Here is a 15,759-nt window from a genome sequence, read left to right as displayed (position 1 = left end):
GCAGCGGCCGATGCGTGGGGGTATGACCGCTCCTGACCGTCGTCGTTCCCTGCGCGCCCGCGTCGTCGTCATCTGCCTGGTGGCGGTGGCGGTGTCCACCGGCGCCGTCGCGACCGTGACCGTGACGCAGTCCGCGCGCGCCTCGGACGTGGCCCAGCAGGAGAGCGAGGCGTTCATCACCGAGCGCGCCCGCGCGAGCGCCGAGGCCCTCTACGGCACCGTCAGCGCGGTCGGGCAGAAGACCAGCGGCGAGATCACCACCGCGCTGCGGGTCGCGGAGGACCAGCTGGCGCGCGCGGGCGGCACGTCGACCGGCGCCACCCCGGTGGCTTGGACCGCGATCGACCAGCTGTCGCGCGAGGAGACCGCGGTGAGCCTGCCGCAGGTGCTGGTCGGCGACACCTGGCTGCGCCCCACCACCAGCTTCGACGACCGGGTCCCGGTCATCGACGACGTGAACGCCCTGACCGGGGCGACCGTGACGCTGTTCCAGCGCATGAACGAGCAGGGCGACATGCTGCGCGTGGCCACCAGCGTCCGCACGGCCGAGGACACCCGGGCCATCGGCACGTACATCCCGGCCGCGGGCGCCGACGGCACCGCCAACCCGGTGGTCGCGGCCCTGCTGGCGCAGGAGACCTACCTGGGCAACGCCTTCGTCGTGAACGCGTGGTTCGAGTCGGCCTACCAGCCGATCGTCGCCGACGGCGTCGTGGTCGGCGCCCTGTACGTCGGCATCCAGCAGCAGGCCGTCCCCGAGCTGTCCGACGCGGTGCTGCAGGCCGCCCTGGGCGAGCGGGGCGAGACGTTCGTGGTGGGCACCGCCGGCACCCGCGCCGGGGTGTACGACCTGGCGGCCGACTCCGCGGCGGTCGGTACGTCGGCCCTGGAGGCGGAGCTCGACGCCGACGGGCAGCCGTGGTTGGCGCCGGTGCTGGAGCGGGCCCCCGAGCTGACCGAGGGCGAGGCCGAGGTCGTGACCCTGGAGCGTGACGCGCCCGGCGGCGGTACCGAGACCGTGACGGTCGGCTACTCGTACTACGCGCCGTGGGACTGGGCCGTGGTCAGCGTCGTGTCGCACGACGACTTCGCCGCCACCGCCGAGCGCCTGGCCGCCGTGGAGCGACAGACGTTCGGGGCCATCGCCCTGGCCGCCCTGGTGTCGGCCCTGGTCGCCGTCGGGGTCGGGGCCCACCTGGCCGGGCGGGCGACCCGGCCGGTCGCCGCGGCCGCCCGCGCCGTCGGGCGGCTGGCCCACGGCGAGGAGCACGGCGCCACCGGCACGGGTGGGCGCACGGGTGGCATGACGGGCGCCAGCCGGGACCTGGCCGTGGCCTCTCGGGACACCGCGGAGCGGGCCCGGTCCGTCTCGGGCTCCGCGGGCGAGGTCCGTGGCGACGCCGAGGCCACCGCGGCGGCCGTCGAGCAGCTGACCAGCGCCAACGCCGAGATCACCCGGGCCCGCACCCCGCTGGCCGACGTGGTGCAGCGGCTGTCCAGCAACGTCGAGCAGGTGCGCCGGTCCGCGGTGGAGGTCAGCACCATCGCCGAGGCCGCCGACGCCGCCGCGCGGGCCACCAGCGAGGTCGTCGACCGGCTCGACCGCGCCGGGGACCAGGTCGCGGTCAGCGTCGACGCCATCTCGGGCATAGCGGCGCAGACCAAGCTGCTCGCGCTCAACGCCGGCATCGAGGCCGCCCGCGCCGGGGAGGCCGGCCGCGGGTTCGCCGTGGTGGCCACCGACGTCAAGCAGCTCGCCGAGCAGTCGGGCACCGCGAGCCTCAGCATCCAGGGCAGCGTCGAGGCCATGCGTACGGAGATGGCCGAGGCCAAGGAGTCCATGGCCCGCATCCAGGAGACCGTCAGCCGCATCCGCGACCTGCAGCAGGTCATCACCTCCGCCACGCACGAGCAGGCCGAGGGGACGCACGAGCTGAGCGACAGCCAGAAGGCCGTGGACTCCGCCCTGGCCGAGCAGTCGACGGCCATGGCCCACGTGGCCGAGGCCGCGGCCCGGATCGCGCACGCCTCGGACCGGATCGCCGCCGAGGTCGATGCGGTCGCGGCCCTGGCCGTGCGCACCACCCAGGTCTCGGACGAGGTCGCGCGCGCCGCAGCGGGGATGACCACCACCTCGGACGAGCTGGAGGCCGTGGTCCACGGGCGCCGGTAGGACCCTGGTCCTGACGGTCCAGGGGGTTGTCGTTCGAACATGTGTTCGATAGACTGCCGGCATGACCTGGGGGGCCGGCGCGGCAGGGGACGAGCAGACCGACGTCTCCGGCACGCCCCTGCTGCAGGCCGTCGACGCCGTCCGTGACGCCGTGTCGACGCTGCGGGCCCAGCTCGGCGACGGCGCGCTCTGGCAGAGCACCGACCGCGCCGTCCTGGCCGCGGTCGGCGACCTGGCCCGGGTCCGCGCCGGCCTGGACGAGGCCCACCTGCGTCTGGTCCGCGAGGTCGACACCCGCGGTGTCGCCGAGGCCTCCCCCGTCGCGACCACCCCCGAAGGGTTCCTGCGCACCGCGTGCCTCATCAGCGCCGGGCAGGCCCGCAGCGACGTCGCCGCAGCCCGCGCCACCGCCCCCGACACACCCCTGCACCCGTTCGCCGTCCTGCTGGCCCGCGGCGACGTCTCGCGCGCTCACGTCGACACCGCCGTCCGCTGCCTCGAGAAGATCCCTACCACCGTGCTCCAGCAGCCCGGCTGCGCCGAACGGGCCGTCGACTACCTCCTGCTCGCCACCGAGGCCGGGACGCCCACCGACGTCGACGTCGCCGCGAAGCACCTGCTCGCCAGCCTGGTCCCCGCCCGAGAGGACCGCCACGACGAGCGCTCCCACGAACGCCGCTTCCTCGACCTGGCCACCGACGCGACCGGCATGACGGTCGGGCGGTTCCAGCTCGATCCCGTCGCCGGTGCCGCCCTGCGCACCGCCCTGCAACGCTGGTCCGCGCCCGAGGCCGCCGGCACGCCTCAGGCGGGGACCGACCGGACGGGGACCGACCCGGCGGACCCGGACCTCGGCCTGCTTCGCGGGGAGCAGGCCGATGGCTGGGGCGCGGACTGCCAGGCCCCCGGACAGCCGGACCGCCGTCAGCCCCGGCAGCGCCGTGCCGACGCGCTCGGTCACCTCGTCCAGGTCGCCCTCGGCGTCCAGGACCCGCACCGCGGCGAACGACCCCGGGTCGTGCTCACCATGACCCTCGACCAGCTCCAGCAGCTCGAGCAGCAGCGGACCCGACGGGCCACGACGACCGACCGGACCCTGGTCGTCGGCCTGCCGGAGGTCGAAGGCGGCGGCCCCGTCCCGACCTGGGCCGCCCGCACCCTGGCCTGCGACGCCGTGCTGCAACGCCTGGTCCTCTCCCCCACCGAGGCCCCTCTGCAACTCGGCCGCACAGTGCGTCTGGCCAGCCTCGCCCAACGCCGCGCGCTGGCCGTGCGCGACGGCGGCTGCGTCGTCCCCGGCTGCACCGCCCCGCCTCAGGCCTGCGACGCCCACCACATCACCCACTGGGCCGACGGCGGACCCACCGACCTGTGCAACCTCTGCCTGCTCTGCCCCGCCCACCACACCGCCGTCCACGCCGGCACCTGGGCCGTCACCATGGACCACGAGGGTCAGGTGTGGACCACCCCACCCGGTTGGGTCGACCGATGTCGACAACCCCGCCCCGCCTGGCACCAACGAGCCCGACGCACCCGCCACGCCGCCTGAGCGGACGCGACGTGTCCGATCGTCCTGCGCTGGTCGGCCCGGCGGGTCGGTGGGGCTACTCCCCCAGGAGGACGACGCTGTTGCCGTCGGGGTCCATGAGTCGCAGCAGGCGGGCCCCGCCTCCCGGCTCGGGTCCGCCGTGCTCCAGTCCCCCCGCGGTGAGGCGCAGGGCCTCGGTGTCGAGGTCGTCGCTGCCCAGCACCACGGACGAGTGACCGGCGCGGTCGGGGTCCTGCCACACCTGCACCCCGGACCCGCCGGACAGGTGCCACTCCAGCAGCCCGGCCATGGGGCGGGCGTCGGGCTCCCGGTCGAACAGCGACCGGTACCAGGGCTCGGCCAAGGCCAGGTCGGTGACGACCTGACCGGCGAGCACGTACGTGAACGTCATGCGGTGCTGACGGCTCCCGACCGTCGTACTCATCGGTCACCCGGCAGACCAGGGACCGCACGACCCGGCGTACGACCGGCGCAGCGCCGCGCTCGGCCTGCTCCCGGCTCGGCCTGGCTCCCGGCTCGCCCCCGGGGTCGCCTCAGACGGGCCAGACGGCGTGGCGCCGGTCCGAGAACTCCCGCCGGCTCCGTGAGCCGTAGGCCAGCCGCCGCACCAGGTCGTCCCGCAGGTCCTCCGGCTCGACCACGGCATCGATCACCAGGTCGGAGGCGAGCCGGCGCAGGTCGACGTCGGCCAGGTACTCCGCCCTGCGGGCCGCGACGAACGCCTCTCGCTCCGCCTCGTCCTCGATGGCCGCGATCCGGTTGGCGTAGACGGCGTTGACCGCGGCCTCCGGGCCCATCACGGCGATGGCCGCCGTGGGCAGCGCGACGCACGCGTTGGGGGCGAAACCGGGGCCGGCCATGGCGTAGAGCCCCGCCCCGTAGGCCTTGCGGAGCACGACGCTCACCTGCGGCACCGTGGCCTCGGACACCGCGGCCACCATCTTGGCGCCGTGGCGGATGATGCCGGCGCGCTCCACGTCGCTGCCGATCATGAACCCGGGCACGTCGGCCAGGTAGACCAGCGGCACGTTGAACGCGTCGCACAGCAGGATGAACCGCGCCGCCTTGTCGGCGCTGTCCCCGAACAGCACCCCGCCCTTGACGGCGGAGTTGTTGGCCACGATCCCGACGCTGCGCCCGTCGAGCCGTCCGAACCCCACGACGAGCTCCGGCGCGAACAGCTCCTTCACCTCGAAGAAGCTGTCCCCGTCGACCAGGGCGTCGATCACGCCGTGCACGTCGAACGGCTCGGACTCCCGCGCCGGCACGTCCCCGGTGCGGAGCTCCCGCGCGGGCGGCTCGGCGGTGTAGGTGGGCGGGTCCTCGCGCCAGGTGCGCGGCAGGTACGACAGGTACAGCCGGGCCTGCTCGATGGCGTCGGCGTCGTCGGAGGCCAGCACGTCGCCGCAGCCGGACACCGTGCAGTGCATCCGGGCGCCGCCCATCTGCTCCAGGTCGACCTTCTCGCCCACGACCATCTCGGCCATGCGGGGCGAGCCCAGGTACATGCTGGCGTTCCCCTCGACCATGATCACGATGTCGCAGAACGACGGCACGTAGGCCCCGCCCGCGGCGGACGGACCGAACAGGCAGCAGACCTGCGGCACGCGCCCCGACAGCGCCACCTGGTTGTGGAAGATCCGCCCCGCGCCGCGCCGGCCCGGGAACAGCTCGACCTGGTCGGTGATCCGGGCGCCGGCGGAGTCGACCAGCCAGACGATCGGCAGCTCCTCGCGCAGCGCGGTCTCGGTGGCGCGGACCATCTTCTCGACCGTCCGCGCCCCCCAGGAGCCGGCCTTGACGGTCGGGTCGTTGGCCACGACCACCACGGGGCGGCCGTCGACGGTGCCGCGGCCGGTGACCACACCGTCGGCCGGCAGCCCGCTGCCGCCCGCCTCCCGCTTGGCCACCGTCGTCACCGCGTTGGCCAGCCGGCCGTCCTCGACGAACGAGCCCGGGTCGCACAGCAGGTCGACGCGCTCCCGCACGGCCAGCTTGCCCGCAGCGGCGAGCCGGGCCGCCCCCTTGTCGTCGGGGGCGGCCGTGGCCTGCTGGGCCTGCTCGAGCCAGTCGGAGAAGCCCTCGCTCATGCCACCGGCAGGCCGAGGCCGCGGGCCAGCACGAGGCGCTGGACCTCGCTGGTGCCCTCCCCGATCTCGAGGATCTTGGCGTCGCGGTAGAACCGGGCCACCGGGTACTCCTCCATGAAGCCCGCGCCGCCGAACACCTGGGTCGCGACCCGCGCGGCGTCCATGGCCACGGTCGAGGTGTGGAGCTTGGCCTTGGCCGCGGCGGCCTTGACCTGCTTCGCCGTCGCCCGACCGGCGGCCTGCTCGTCCTTGAGCCACGCGGCCCGGTAGGTCAGCAGGTGCCCGGCCTCGACCGCCACCGACAGGTCGGCGAGCGGGAACGCCACGCCCTGGTTGCGCCCGATGGGCGAGCCGAACGCGACGCGCGTCTTGGCGTACTCCGTCGCGAGGTCGAGGCAGGCCCGCGCCGAGCCCAGTGCCAGCGCGCTGATGGCGATGCGGCCGTCGTCGAGGATGGCCAGGAACTGCTTGAACCCCGCGCCCCGCTCACCGAGCAGGTGGTCCTCGGGCACGCGGCAGCCCTTGAAGGCCAAGCCGTGGGTGTCGGAGGAGTTCCAGCCGAGCTTGCGGTAGGCCTGCTCGACCACGAAGCCGTCGGTGCCGGCCGGGATCGTGATGGCGCTGATCTCCGGGCTGCCGTCCTCACGGGTGCCGGTGCGCGCGGTCACGGTGACCACGCTGGTCAGCTCCGTGCCGGAGTTGGTGATGTAGCTCTTGGCCCCGTCGACGACCCACTCGCCGTCGACCAGCTGCGCCTTGGTCCGGGTGGCCCCGGCGTCGGAGCCGGCCTCGGGCTCGGTCAGGCCGAACGCGGCCAGCGCGCGGCCCTCGACCAGGTCCGGCAGCCACCGCTCGCGCTGGGCGTCGGTGCCGTACGTGAGGATCGGGTTGATGCCCAGGCCGACCCCTGCGCTCAGCGTGATGCCGGCGGACTGGTCGACGTAGCCGAGCTCCTCGATGGCCACGCACAGGCTGGTGAAGTCACCGCCCGCGCCGCCGTAGGCCTCGGGCACGACGAGCGAGAACAGGCCCAGCTCGCCCATCTTGGGGACGAGGTGGGCGGGGAAGTGGTGGGTCTCGTCCCACTTCGCGATGTGCGGCGCGATCTCGGCCGCTGCGAAGTCTCGGACGACAGCACGCAGATCCTCGTGGTGATCCGCAAGCGCGAACGTCATCGGTCGCTCCTCCTGGGCGGCCGAGGGGTGGTGGCCGCTCCGCCAGGGAGCCTAACCGGCCCGCACGTCGTTAGCGTGGGGGCATGTCCAGCGCCCTGTTCCTGATGAGCACCGAGGCCGACAGCGGCAAGTCCGCGCTGGCGCTGGCGTTGTTCGACGCCATGGCCCGACGGGTCCCCCGCCCGGCGGTCTTCCGTCCCGTGACCCGTGACGGCGAGAGCGACTTCATCGTCGACCTGCTGCTCTCGCGCCTGCCCGAGGGCGCGCGCCCGGCCGCGTCGGAGTGCGTGGGCGTGACCTACGAGGAGCACCACGCCGACCCGGACGCCACGCGGGCCACCATCGTCGGCCGCTTCCGGCGCCTGGCGGCCGAGCACGACGCCGTGCTGGTGGTCGGCAGCGACTTCACCGACGTCGGCGCGGCCAGCGAGCTGGCCCGCAACATCGACCTGGCCCAGGACCTGGCCGCCCCGGTCGTGGCCGTGGTCACCGGCCGCGACCGCGACGGCGTGCGCCCGGTGGAGGCCGTGCGGGCCGCCGCCGAGCACGCGCTGGACTCGTTGCTCGCCCGGCACACCCCGGTCATCGGCCTCGTCGCCAACCGCTGCGACCCCGACGACCTGGACGCCGTCCGGGCCGTGGCCGACGACGTGGTCGCCTCGCGCGACCTGGACGTGCCGGTGGCGGTCGTGCCGGAGCTGCCGCTGCTGGCCGCCCCCACCCTGCGCCAGATCGCCGAGGCGGTCGGCGCGCGGCTGCTGAGCGGGGCCGACGAGGAGCTGGACCGGGCCGCGGTCGACGTGATGGTGGCCGCCATGACCCTGCCGCACCTGCTGGAGCGGCTCGTCGACCAGGCCGTCGTCATCGTCCCCGGCGACCGCTCCGACGTCCTGGTCGGCACGCTCGCCGCCGCCCGCGCCGACACCTTCCCCAGCCCGTCCGGCCTGGTGCTCACCGGCGGGTTCGCCCCCGACCCGGTGACCGCCCGCCTGATGGCCGGGTTCAGCCCCGCTCCCCCGGTGGTGCTGGCCCAGGGCTCGACCTTCGAGGTCGCCACGGTCGCCGCCGGGCTGCGCGGGCGGATGCGCGCGGGCTCGCACCGCAAGATCGAGGCCGCCCTGCACCTGGCCGGCGAGCACGTCCCGGCCGAGGCGTGGCTGGACCGGCTGGCGCTGTCGCCGACGGACATCGTGACCCCCGTGATGTTCACCCACGACCTGTACGAGCGGGCCCGGTCCGACCGCCGTCGGATCGTGCTGCCCGAGGGCACCGACCCGCGCGTGCTCCGCGCCGCGGCCACCGTGCTGCGGCGCGGGGTCGCCGACGTCGTGCTGCTGGGCGACGTGGACGAAGTCGCGGCGGCGGCCACCGCCGCGGGGGCGGACATCGGCGAGGCCCAGGTCGTGGACCCGTCCACCGACGAGCGCCGCGAGCGCTACGCGGAGGTCTACGCCGAGCTGCGGGCCCACCGCGGCGTCACGCCGGCCATGGCCCACGACACCGTCGCCGACGTGTCGTACTTCGGCACGCTGATGGTGCACCTCGACGAGGCCGACGGCATGGTGTCCGGCGCGGCCCACACCACGGCCCACACCATCCGCCCGGCGTTCGAGATCATCCGCACCCGGCCCGGCACGTCGGTGGTGTCCAGCGTGTTCTTCATGCTGCTGCCCGACAAGGTGCTGGTCTACGGCGACTGCGCCGTCGTCCCCAGCCCCGACGCCGAGCAGCTGGCCGACATCGCCATCAGCTCGGCCGGGACCGCCGAGGCCTTCGGGGTGCAGGCCCGCGTCGCGATGCTGTCGTACTCCACCGGCAGCTCCGGCAGCGGTGCCGACGTCGACCGGGTCCGGGAGGCCACCGAGCTGGTGCGCGAACGGCGACCCGACCTGCTGGTGGAGGGGCCGCTGCAGTACGACGCCGCGGTCGACCCGGCGGTGGCGGCGAGCAAGCTGCCGGGCTCCGACGTCGCCGGCCGCGCCACCGTCCTCGTCTTCCCCGACCTGAACACCGGCAACAACACCTACAAGGCCGTGCAGCGCTCGGCCGGCGCGACCGCCGTTGGGCCCGTCCTGCAGGGCCTCAACAAGCCGGTCAACGACCTGTCCCGGGGCGCCACGGTCGAGGACATCGCCACCACGGTCGCGGTGACCGCGGTGCAGGCGCAGGTGCGGGCCACCGAGGAGTCCTCGTGAGCGTGCTGGTCGTCAACGCCGGCTCCTCGTCGGTCAAGTACGCCCTCGTCGACCCGCACGGCGACGGCCCCGCCACGGTGCTGGCCCACGGTGTCGTCGAGCGCGTCGGCTCGGGCGCCGCGACGCTGCGGCACGTGGTGGACGGCGACAGCCACGAGGGGGCCGTCGCCGCCGCCGACCACACCCAGGCCCTGGTCGCGGTCGCCGACGCGTTCGCCGCGCACGGCCCCGACGTCCGTGCGGACCTGCAGGCGGTCGGGCACCGGGTGGTGCACGGCGGGGAGTCGTTCTCCGGCCCCGTGGTCGTCGACGAGGCCGTGCTGGCGGAGGTCGAGCGGCTGTCGGTGCTCGCCCCGCTGCACAACCCGGTCAACGTCGCCGGCATCCGCGCGGCGCAGGAGCGCTTCGGCGACGTGCCGCACGTCGCGGTGTTCGACACCGCGTTCCACGCCGACCTGCCCGACGTCGCCCGCACCTACGCCGTGCCGAGGCGCTGGCGCGAGGAGCACGGCGTGCGCCGCTACGGCTTCCACGGCACGTCCCACGCCTACGTCTCGCGCACGGCGGCGGCGTGGCTGACGCGTGAGCGCGGGGTCGACCCCGCCGCCTCCCGCGTCGTGGTGCTGCACCTGGGCAACGGGGCCAGCGCCTGCGCGGTGCTGGGCGGGCGCAGCATCGACACCTCGATGGGCCTGACGCCCCTCGCGGGCCTGGTCATGGGCACGCGCAGCGGGGACGTGGACCCGGCCCTGGCCGGGCACCTGCACCGGGTGGCGGACCTGACCGGGGACGTGGTCGAGGAGCAGCTCAACCGGGCCTCCGGCCTGCTCGGGCTGACGGGCGAGTCCGACCTGCGCGACGTGCGTCGCCTGGCCCGGGCCGGTGACGCGGCCGCGGCCGGGGCGCTCGAGCTGTACGCCTACCGGATCAGGTCCTTCGTCGGGGCCTACGCCGTGGCCCTGGGCGGGCTGGACGCCGTCGTCCTGACGGCCGGGGTCGGTGAGCACGACGTCGACATGCGCGCGAGCGTCCTCGACGGGCTCGAGGTGCTCGGTGTCCGGCTGGACGTCGACCGGAACGGGGCTGTCACCCCCGCAGGGCCGCCGGTGCAGCCGGTGAGCCGGGACGACAGCGCGGTGGCCGCGCTGGTGGTGCCCACCGACGAGGAGGGTGAGATCGCCCGGCAGGCGGTCGAGCTGCTCACCGGCTGACGGGCTGTCGCGCACATGGTTTCCAATTTGGAAACCATGTGCCATGGTGAGGTCATGAGAGACGAGCGACGCACCCCGACCGAGACCAGCCCCGAGACGGACCCCACCACGAGTCCCACCACCAGCCCGACGACCAGTCGCGACGCCGGGGACACCCTGCGCCAGGCGGACGAGCTGGCCTCCCGCACCCGGCACGCCGGCCGTTGGTACGCCCGCTACATGGCCGTCTTCGGCGTCGGGTTCGGCGCCATGACCCTGCTGCTGGGCCTGGGCCCGCAGGACGGCGCCGAGAGCCTGTGGTGGACGCTGGCTCTGATCGCCGCCTGGGCGGTGTTCGTGGTGGTCATGGTCGTGTGGGCGACCCGCCGCCCGGTGCAGGGTGCGCTGCGGGGTCGGACCTACGTGCCGGGCTGGGTCGGCACCGGGCTGCTGTACGCCGCGGCGCTGTTCCTCGGCCTGGGCCTGGGGCTGCCGGTGGCGGCCTGGGTGCTGGCGGCGCTGGTGGTGCCGCTGCCGCTGCTGCTCTCGGCGCTGCGCGTCCACCGGTCGCTGGCGTGAGCGGCGCCGGAGGCCAGACCCCGCCGGGCACGGACGAGGCGACCGCCCCGCACCCGCGCCACGACCTGGACCCGCTGCTCCTGCACGGCGTGCGGTTCTCGGTGCTGGCCGTCGCGGTGTCGGTGGAGAAGGTGGCGTTCGCCTACGTGCGGGACGCGCTGCAGGTCAGCGACTCCGTGCTCAGCAAGCAGCTGACCTCGCTGGACGAGGCGGGCTACCTGCGCATCGACAAGGTGGCCGAGGGCCGGCGCGCACGCACCTGGGTCCGTGCCACCGACGCGGGCCGGGAGGCGTTCGCCCGGCACCGGGCCGCGCTCGCCGCCATCGCCGACGGGCCCTGAGCCGAGCCCGCCGGCTCAGGCCCGGCTGCGCTCCTGCTCGCGCAGGTCGACGCTGTCCGCGCCGGCCGGCCCGGAGGCCCCGCGCGGCCCGGACGACCCGCCGCCGGCCCGCTCCTGCTCCCGCTCCAGGGACGCCTGCCGGGCCTGCTCCGACTCCTCCCCCAGCCGCTTGGCGGCCTCGGCGTCACGCGTCAGGTTCTCGCCGGTCTCGGGGTCGAAGACGTGGATCCGCGAGGTGTCCAGCCACAGGTCGGCGCGCTGCCCGTCCCGGATCCGGCTCTGCCCGTCCAGGGCGACCACCAGCTGGGTCCGCATCCCCTCGCCGTCCAGCTCGCGGTCGAGCTCCTCCAGCTGGTCGCGGACCGCCCCGTCGGCGGCGAAGGGCAGGTAGGCGTACAGCTCGTCGCCGAGCCACTCGGTGACGTCGACGTCGGCGGAGAACGTGGCCCCGCCCTCGCGCTCGGCCTGCGAGGCGTCCTCGAAGTACTCCGGCCGCACCCCGGCGATGAGGACGTCCCGGCCCTGCACCTTGGCCACGACCTCCTCGGACAGCTCGAGGTCGAAGAAGGGCAGCTTGAGCGTGCGGCCCTCGAGGGTGCCGGGCAGGAAGTTCATCGGCGGTGAGCCGATGAACCCGGCCACGAACAGGTTGACCGGCTGCTCGTAGAGCTCGCGCGGGCTGGCCACCTGCTGCAGCACGCCGCGGCGCAGGACCGCGACCCGGTCGCCCAGGGTCATCGCCTCGGTCTGGTCGTGGGTGACGTACACCGTGGTGGTGCCCAGCTGGCGCTGGATGCGGGCGATCTCGGTGCGCATCTGCCCGCGCAGCTTGGCGTCGAGGTTGGACAGCGGCTCGTCGAACAGGAACGCGTTGGCCTCGCGGACCAGGGCGCGGCCCATGGCGACGCGCTGGCGCTGCCCGCCGGACAGGTTGGCCGGCTTGCGGTCCAGGTGCTCGGTGAGCTCCAGCAGCGCCGCGGCCTTGTCCACCGCCGCCTTGACGTCGGCCTCCTTGCGCTTGTGCTTCGCCAGGCGCAGCGGGAAGGCCATGTTCTCGAACACCGTCAGGTGCGGGTACAGCGCGTAGTTCTGGAACACCATCGCCAGGCCGCGCTCGCGCGGGGCCTTGTCGTTGACGCGCTGGCCACCGATGGTCAGGTCGCCGTCGGTGATGTCCTCCAGCCCGGCGATCATCCGCAGCAGCGTGGACTTCCCGGACCCGGACGGCCCCACGAGGATGACGAACTCGCCGTCGCGGATGTCGAGGTCGACGTCGCTGACGGCCTTGAACCCGTCGCCGTAGACCTTGACGATCTTGTTGAGCGTGATCTCAGCCATGGTGTCTCCTACCTATCCCTTGACGGCGCCGGACGTGAGGCCGGACACGATCCGGCGCTGGAAGACGAGCACGAGCACGACGACGGGCACGGTCACCACGACGGCGGCCGCGGACACCGCCCCGGTCGGCTCGACGAACTGCGACTCGCCCGTGAAGAACGCCAGGGCGGCGGGCACGGGTCGGGCCGCGTTGGTCGACGTCAGCGAGATGCCGAAGACGAAGTCGTTCCACGCGATGAAGAACGCGATGATCGCGGTGGTGAACACCCCCGGCGCGGCCAGCGGCACGATGACGCGGCGGAACGCCTGCCACGTCGTCGCCCCGTCCATCTGGGCGGCCTGCTCGAGCTCCCACGGGATCTCGCGGAAGAACGCGGACAGCACCCAGATCGACAGCGGCAGGGTCAGCGCCATGTACGGGATGACCAGGCCGGGGATGGTGTCGTAGAGCCCGATCGTCCGCCACACGTTGAACAGCGGCGTCACCAGGCTGATGACGGGGAAGATCGACACCCCCAGCGCCGAGGCGAGGATCAGCTTCTTGCCCGGGAAGTCGAGCCGGGCGATGGCGTAGGCGCAGAACGTGGCCAGCACGACCGCCAGCAGCGTGGCCAGCCCCGCCACCACGACGGAGTTGCGCAGCGCCGGCAGGAACAGGTCGCGGGCGTCGCCGAGCAGGATCTGCTCGTAGTTCTCGAACGACACGTCCGTCGGCAGGAACTGCTGGTTGGTCAGGTCGTTCGGCGCCTTGAGCGACAGCGACACGATCCAGGCCACGGGGAACAGCGCGTACAGCATGATCACCGCGGCCGCGACGTACCAGAGCACCCGCTCGCGGGTGGACAGCTTGGTCATCTCCTCACCCCTTCCCTCGGGCCAGGTCGACCTTGAAGCCCTTGATGAACCCGATCGCGATCAGCAGCACCGACAGGAACAGCAGGACCGAGACCGCGCTGCCCAGGCCGATCTCGACCCGGCTGATGGTCTGGCGGTAGGCGAGGATCGACACCGACGCGGTGCCCTGGGCCCCGTTGGTCATGATGAAGATGTTGTCGAAGACCCGGAACGCGTCGAGGGTGCGGAACAGCAGCGCCACCATGATCGAGGCCTTCATGGCCGGCACCGTCACCCGGCGGAAGCGTTCCCACCAGGTGGCGCCGTCGACCTTGGCCGCCTCCTGCATGTCCTCCGGCACCTGGGCGAGCCCGGCCAGCAGCAGCAGCGAGATGAACGGCGTCGTCTTCCAGATCTCCGACAGGCAGATGACGACGATCGCCGTGCCGAACTCCCCGAACCAGTCCACGTTGCCCAGCCCGAGCCAGGTGTTGACGAACCCGGTCTCGATGGCGAACGCGTACTGCCACGCGAAGGCCGAGACCACCGTGATGATCGCGTAGGGGATGAGGATCGCGGCCCGCACGAACGGCCGCAGCCGCGTCAGCACCTTGTGCATGACCATCGCGAGCGCGAAGCCGAGCACCAGCTCGACGACCACCGTGACCACCGTGATGAGGACCGTGACGGCGAAGGCCTGCCACCAGATCTGGTCGGTGAGGATGACCCAGTAGTTGCGCAGGCCGACGAACGACCGGTTGTCCGGGTCGGTGAGCCGGTAGTCGAAGAGCGAGTCGTAGGTGGCCTGCAGGATCGGGTACAGGGTGACGGCCAGCATCACGAAGAACGCGGGCCCGGCGAGCATCCAGCCCAGCCGTCGCTCGGCCCGCACCCGGTCGCTGGCCCGCGCCCGGCCCTTGTCGACGACGTCGTCGGCACCGGTCGGCGCGGGGCGGGTCTCCACGGCGGTCACAGCAGGTCCTCCTTCGCGAGCACGCCCCGGATCAGGTCGGCGGCCTCCTGCGGGGCCGAGGCCGGGTCGATGTCGCCCGGCGGGTGCCAGGTGCGCTGCAGGGACTGCGACACCTCGCCGTAGTACGGCGTCAGGGGCCGCGGCCGGGCGTTCTCCATCGACTCGCCGATGGCCTCGGCGGCCGGGAACTGCTCCTGGATCTCGGGGTCCTCGTACACCGACCGCGTCGCCGCCGGGACGCCGTTGACCGACCACAGCAGCTGCTGGCTCTCGGGGCTGACCAGGCACTGCAGCGCCTCGAGGGCCAGCTCGGGGTCCTCGGCGAAGGCGCCCACGCCGACCGCGCCACCGCCGAACGGCGGTGCGGACTCCTCGCCCTCCACCGTGCGGGGGTACGTGGTCCACGCCAGGTCGTCGAGGAACTCCTGCTCCAGCGCCCCCGACTCGACGGCGCCGTTGAACGCCTCGTAGACGTACGGCCAGTTGACCATGAAGCCGCTGGCGTCCTGCTGGAACAGGGCCAGCGCCTCCTCCTCCGTCGAGGTCGACACGGCCGGGCCGACGACGCCGGCGTCCACGCTGTCGCGGATGACCTGGGCGGCGGCGGTCACCGCCTCGCTCTCCAGCCCCAGCTCGAGGTCGTCGACGTCGGCCTCCGGGTTGGTGAGCACCTGCCCGCCCGCGCCCTCGATCAGGGCGTTGATCCACACCGTGTAGCCCTCGTAGCGGTTGGCCTGCACCGAGATCGTGGTGCCGGTGTCCTCCGCGGCGGTGATGACCTGCTCCCAGGTGACCTCGCCCGCCTCCAGCGCATCCAGGTCGAGCCGGGCCTCCTCGGCCACCGACGTGCGGTACCAGAGCAGCTGCGTGTTGGTCCACATCGGCGCCGCGACGAGCTGGTCCTTCCAGGTCGCGCTCTCGACCGCGGCGTCGAAGACGTCCTCGGTGAGGGTGTCCGCCAGGTCGTCCGGCAGGTCGGCGATGAACCCGGCCTCGGAGAACTCGGGGATGAACGGCGGGTCCAGGCTCATCAGGTCGATCGAGCTGTCGTTGGCGGCCAGCCGGCGGATGAGCTGCTCGCGCTGGGCGTCGGCGTCGCTCGGCAGGCTCGCGGTCCGGATCGAGTAGGCCCCGCCGGAGGCCTCGCTGCACGCCGCCGCGACCTGACCCTGCCCGCCGTTGTCGGGGATCGTGTACCAGGTCAGGGTCGTGGCCGACGAGGCGTCGCCGTCGCCGCAGGCCACGAGCAGCCCGGGCAGCAGGACCACCGCGCCCAGGGCGGCGCGTCGCCGTCGTCGTCGCCCCGACCGTCTCGCACCGCC

The 15,759-nt window shown here is 73.8% G+C and carries 12 protein-coding genes and 1 pseudogene; 6 read left to right on the top strand and 7 right to left on the bottom strand.

Features of this window, described 5'->3' with window-relative positions; genetic code table 11:
* Positions 1-22: 22 nt before the first annotated feature.
* Positions 23-2,173: a methyl-accepting chemotaxis protein gene (locus SJY06_RS10830; RefSeq protein ID WP_380167412.1), complete on the top strand. Its 2,151-nt coding sequence runs from the start codon at positions 23-25 to the stop codon at positions 2,171-2,173.
* 61 nt (positions 2,174-2,234) lie between these two features.
* Positions 2,235-3,722 (top strand): DUF222 domain-containing protein, encoded by a 1,488-nt coding sequence (locus SJY06_RS10825; RefSeq protein ID WP_380167410.1) that lies wholly within the window; start codon positions 2,235-2,237, stop codon positions 3,720-3,722.
* A gap of 55 nt (positions 3,723-3,777) precedes the next feature.
* Here the strand turns inward: SJY06_RS10825 and SJY06_RS10820 are convergent, their stop codons facing one another.
* The 3 genes from SJY06_RS10820 to SJY06_RS10810 form a co-directional block, all read right to left on the bottom strand.
* Positions 3,778-4,146, bottom strand: a complete 369-nt coding sequence (locus SJY06_RS10820) for a VOC family protein (protein ID WP_380167408.1) — start codon at positions 4,144-4,146, stop codon at positions 3,778-3,780.
* A gap of 109 nt (positions 4,147-4,255) precedes the next feature.
* Entirely contained in the window at positions 4,256-5,812 is a 1,557-nt protein-coding gene (locus tag SJY06_RS10815) for an acyl-CoA carboxylase subunit beta (RefSeq protein ID WP_380167406.1), read from the bottom strand.
* On the bottom strand, positions 5,809-6,987 hold the full coding sequence (locus tag SJY06_RS10810; RefSeq protein ID WP_380167404.1) for an acyl-CoA dehydrogenase family protein: 1,179 nt from the start codon (positions 6,985-6,987) through the stop codon (positions 5,809-5,811). The genes SJY06_RS10815 and SJY06_RS10810 overlap by 4 nt, the downstream gene beginning before the upstream one ends.
* A gap of 83 nt (positions 6,988-7,070) precedes the next feature.
* On the opposite strand from SJY06_RS10810, the gene pta reads away from it, so the two are divergent.
* From pta to SJY06_RS10790, 4 genes are read left to right on the top strand one after another with little or no spacing between them, the layout of a single operon-like run.
* Complete coding sequence (gene pta, locus SJY06_RS10805) at positions 7,071-9,182, top strand: phosphate acetyltransferase (RefSeq protein ID WP_380167402.1); 2,112 nt, start codon at positions 7,071-7,073, stop codon at positions 9,180-9,182.
* Positions 9,179-10,393, top strand: a complete 1,215-nt coding sequence (locus SJY06_RS10800) for an acetate/propionate family kinase (protein ID WP_380167400.1) — start codon at positions 9,179-9,181, stop codon at positions 10,391-10,393. The genes pta and SJY06_RS10800 overlap by 4 nt, the downstream gene beginning before the upstream one ends.
* A gap of 54 nt (positions 10,394-10,447) precedes the next feature.
* Entirely contained in the window at positions 10,448-10,951 is a 504-nt protein-coding gene (locus SJY06_RS10795; RefSeq protein WP_380167398.1) for a hypothetical protein, read from the top strand.
* The gene (locus tag SJY06_RS10790; protein ID WP_380167396.1) at positions 10,948-11,292 is read left to right on the top strand and encodes a winged helix-turn-helix domain-containing protein; all 345 of its coding nucleotides are present in this window, start codon (positions 10,948-10,950) and stop codon (positions 11,290-11,292) included. The genes SJY06_RS10795 and SJY06_RS10790 overlap by 4 nt, the downstream gene beginning before the upstream one ends.
* A 192-nt stretch (positions 11,293-11,484) precedes the next feature.
* Here the strand turns inward: SJY06_RS10790 and SJY06_RS10785 are convergent.
* The 4 genes and pseudogenes from SJY06_RS10785 to SJY06_RS10770 all read right to left on the bottom strand — a co-directional run.
* Positions 11,485-12,630: pseudogene (locus tag SJY06_RS10785) on the bottom strand (ABC transporter ATP-binding protein); the annotation flags it as partial.
* 12 nt (positions 12,631-12,642) lie between these two features.
* Positions 12,643-13,485: a carbohydrate ABC transporter permease gene (locus SJY06_RS10780; RefSeq protein WP_380167394.1), complete on the bottom strand. Its 843-nt coding sequence runs from the start codon at positions 13,483-13,485 to the stop codon at positions 12,643-12,645.
* 4 nt (positions 13,486-13,489) lie between these two features.
* Positions 13,490-14,437: a carbohydrate ABC transporter permease gene (locus SJY06_RS10775; protein ID WP_380167392.1), complete on the bottom strand. Its 948-nt coding sequence runs from the start codon at positions 14,435-14,437 to the stop codon at positions 13,490-13,492.
* The gene (locus SJY06_RS10770) at positions 14,434-15,705 is read right to left on the bottom strand and encodes an extracellular solute-binding protein (RefSeq protein ID WP_380167390.1); all 1,272 of its coding nucleotides are present in this window, start codon (positions 15,703-15,705) and stop codon (positions 14,434-14,436) included. Before SJY06_RS10770 ends, SJY06_RS10775 begins: the two co-directional genes overlap by 4 nt.
* Between the last annotated feature and the right edge of the window lie 54 nt (positions 15,706-15,759).

The sequence above is a fragment of the Jannaschia sp. R86511 genome (assembly GCF_042466345.1).
GTDB lineage: Bacteria > Actinomycetota > Actinomycetes > Actinomycetales > JBBAYJ01 > Aquipuribacter.
This window is presented reverse-complemented; position numbering and strand designations above follow the sequence as displayed.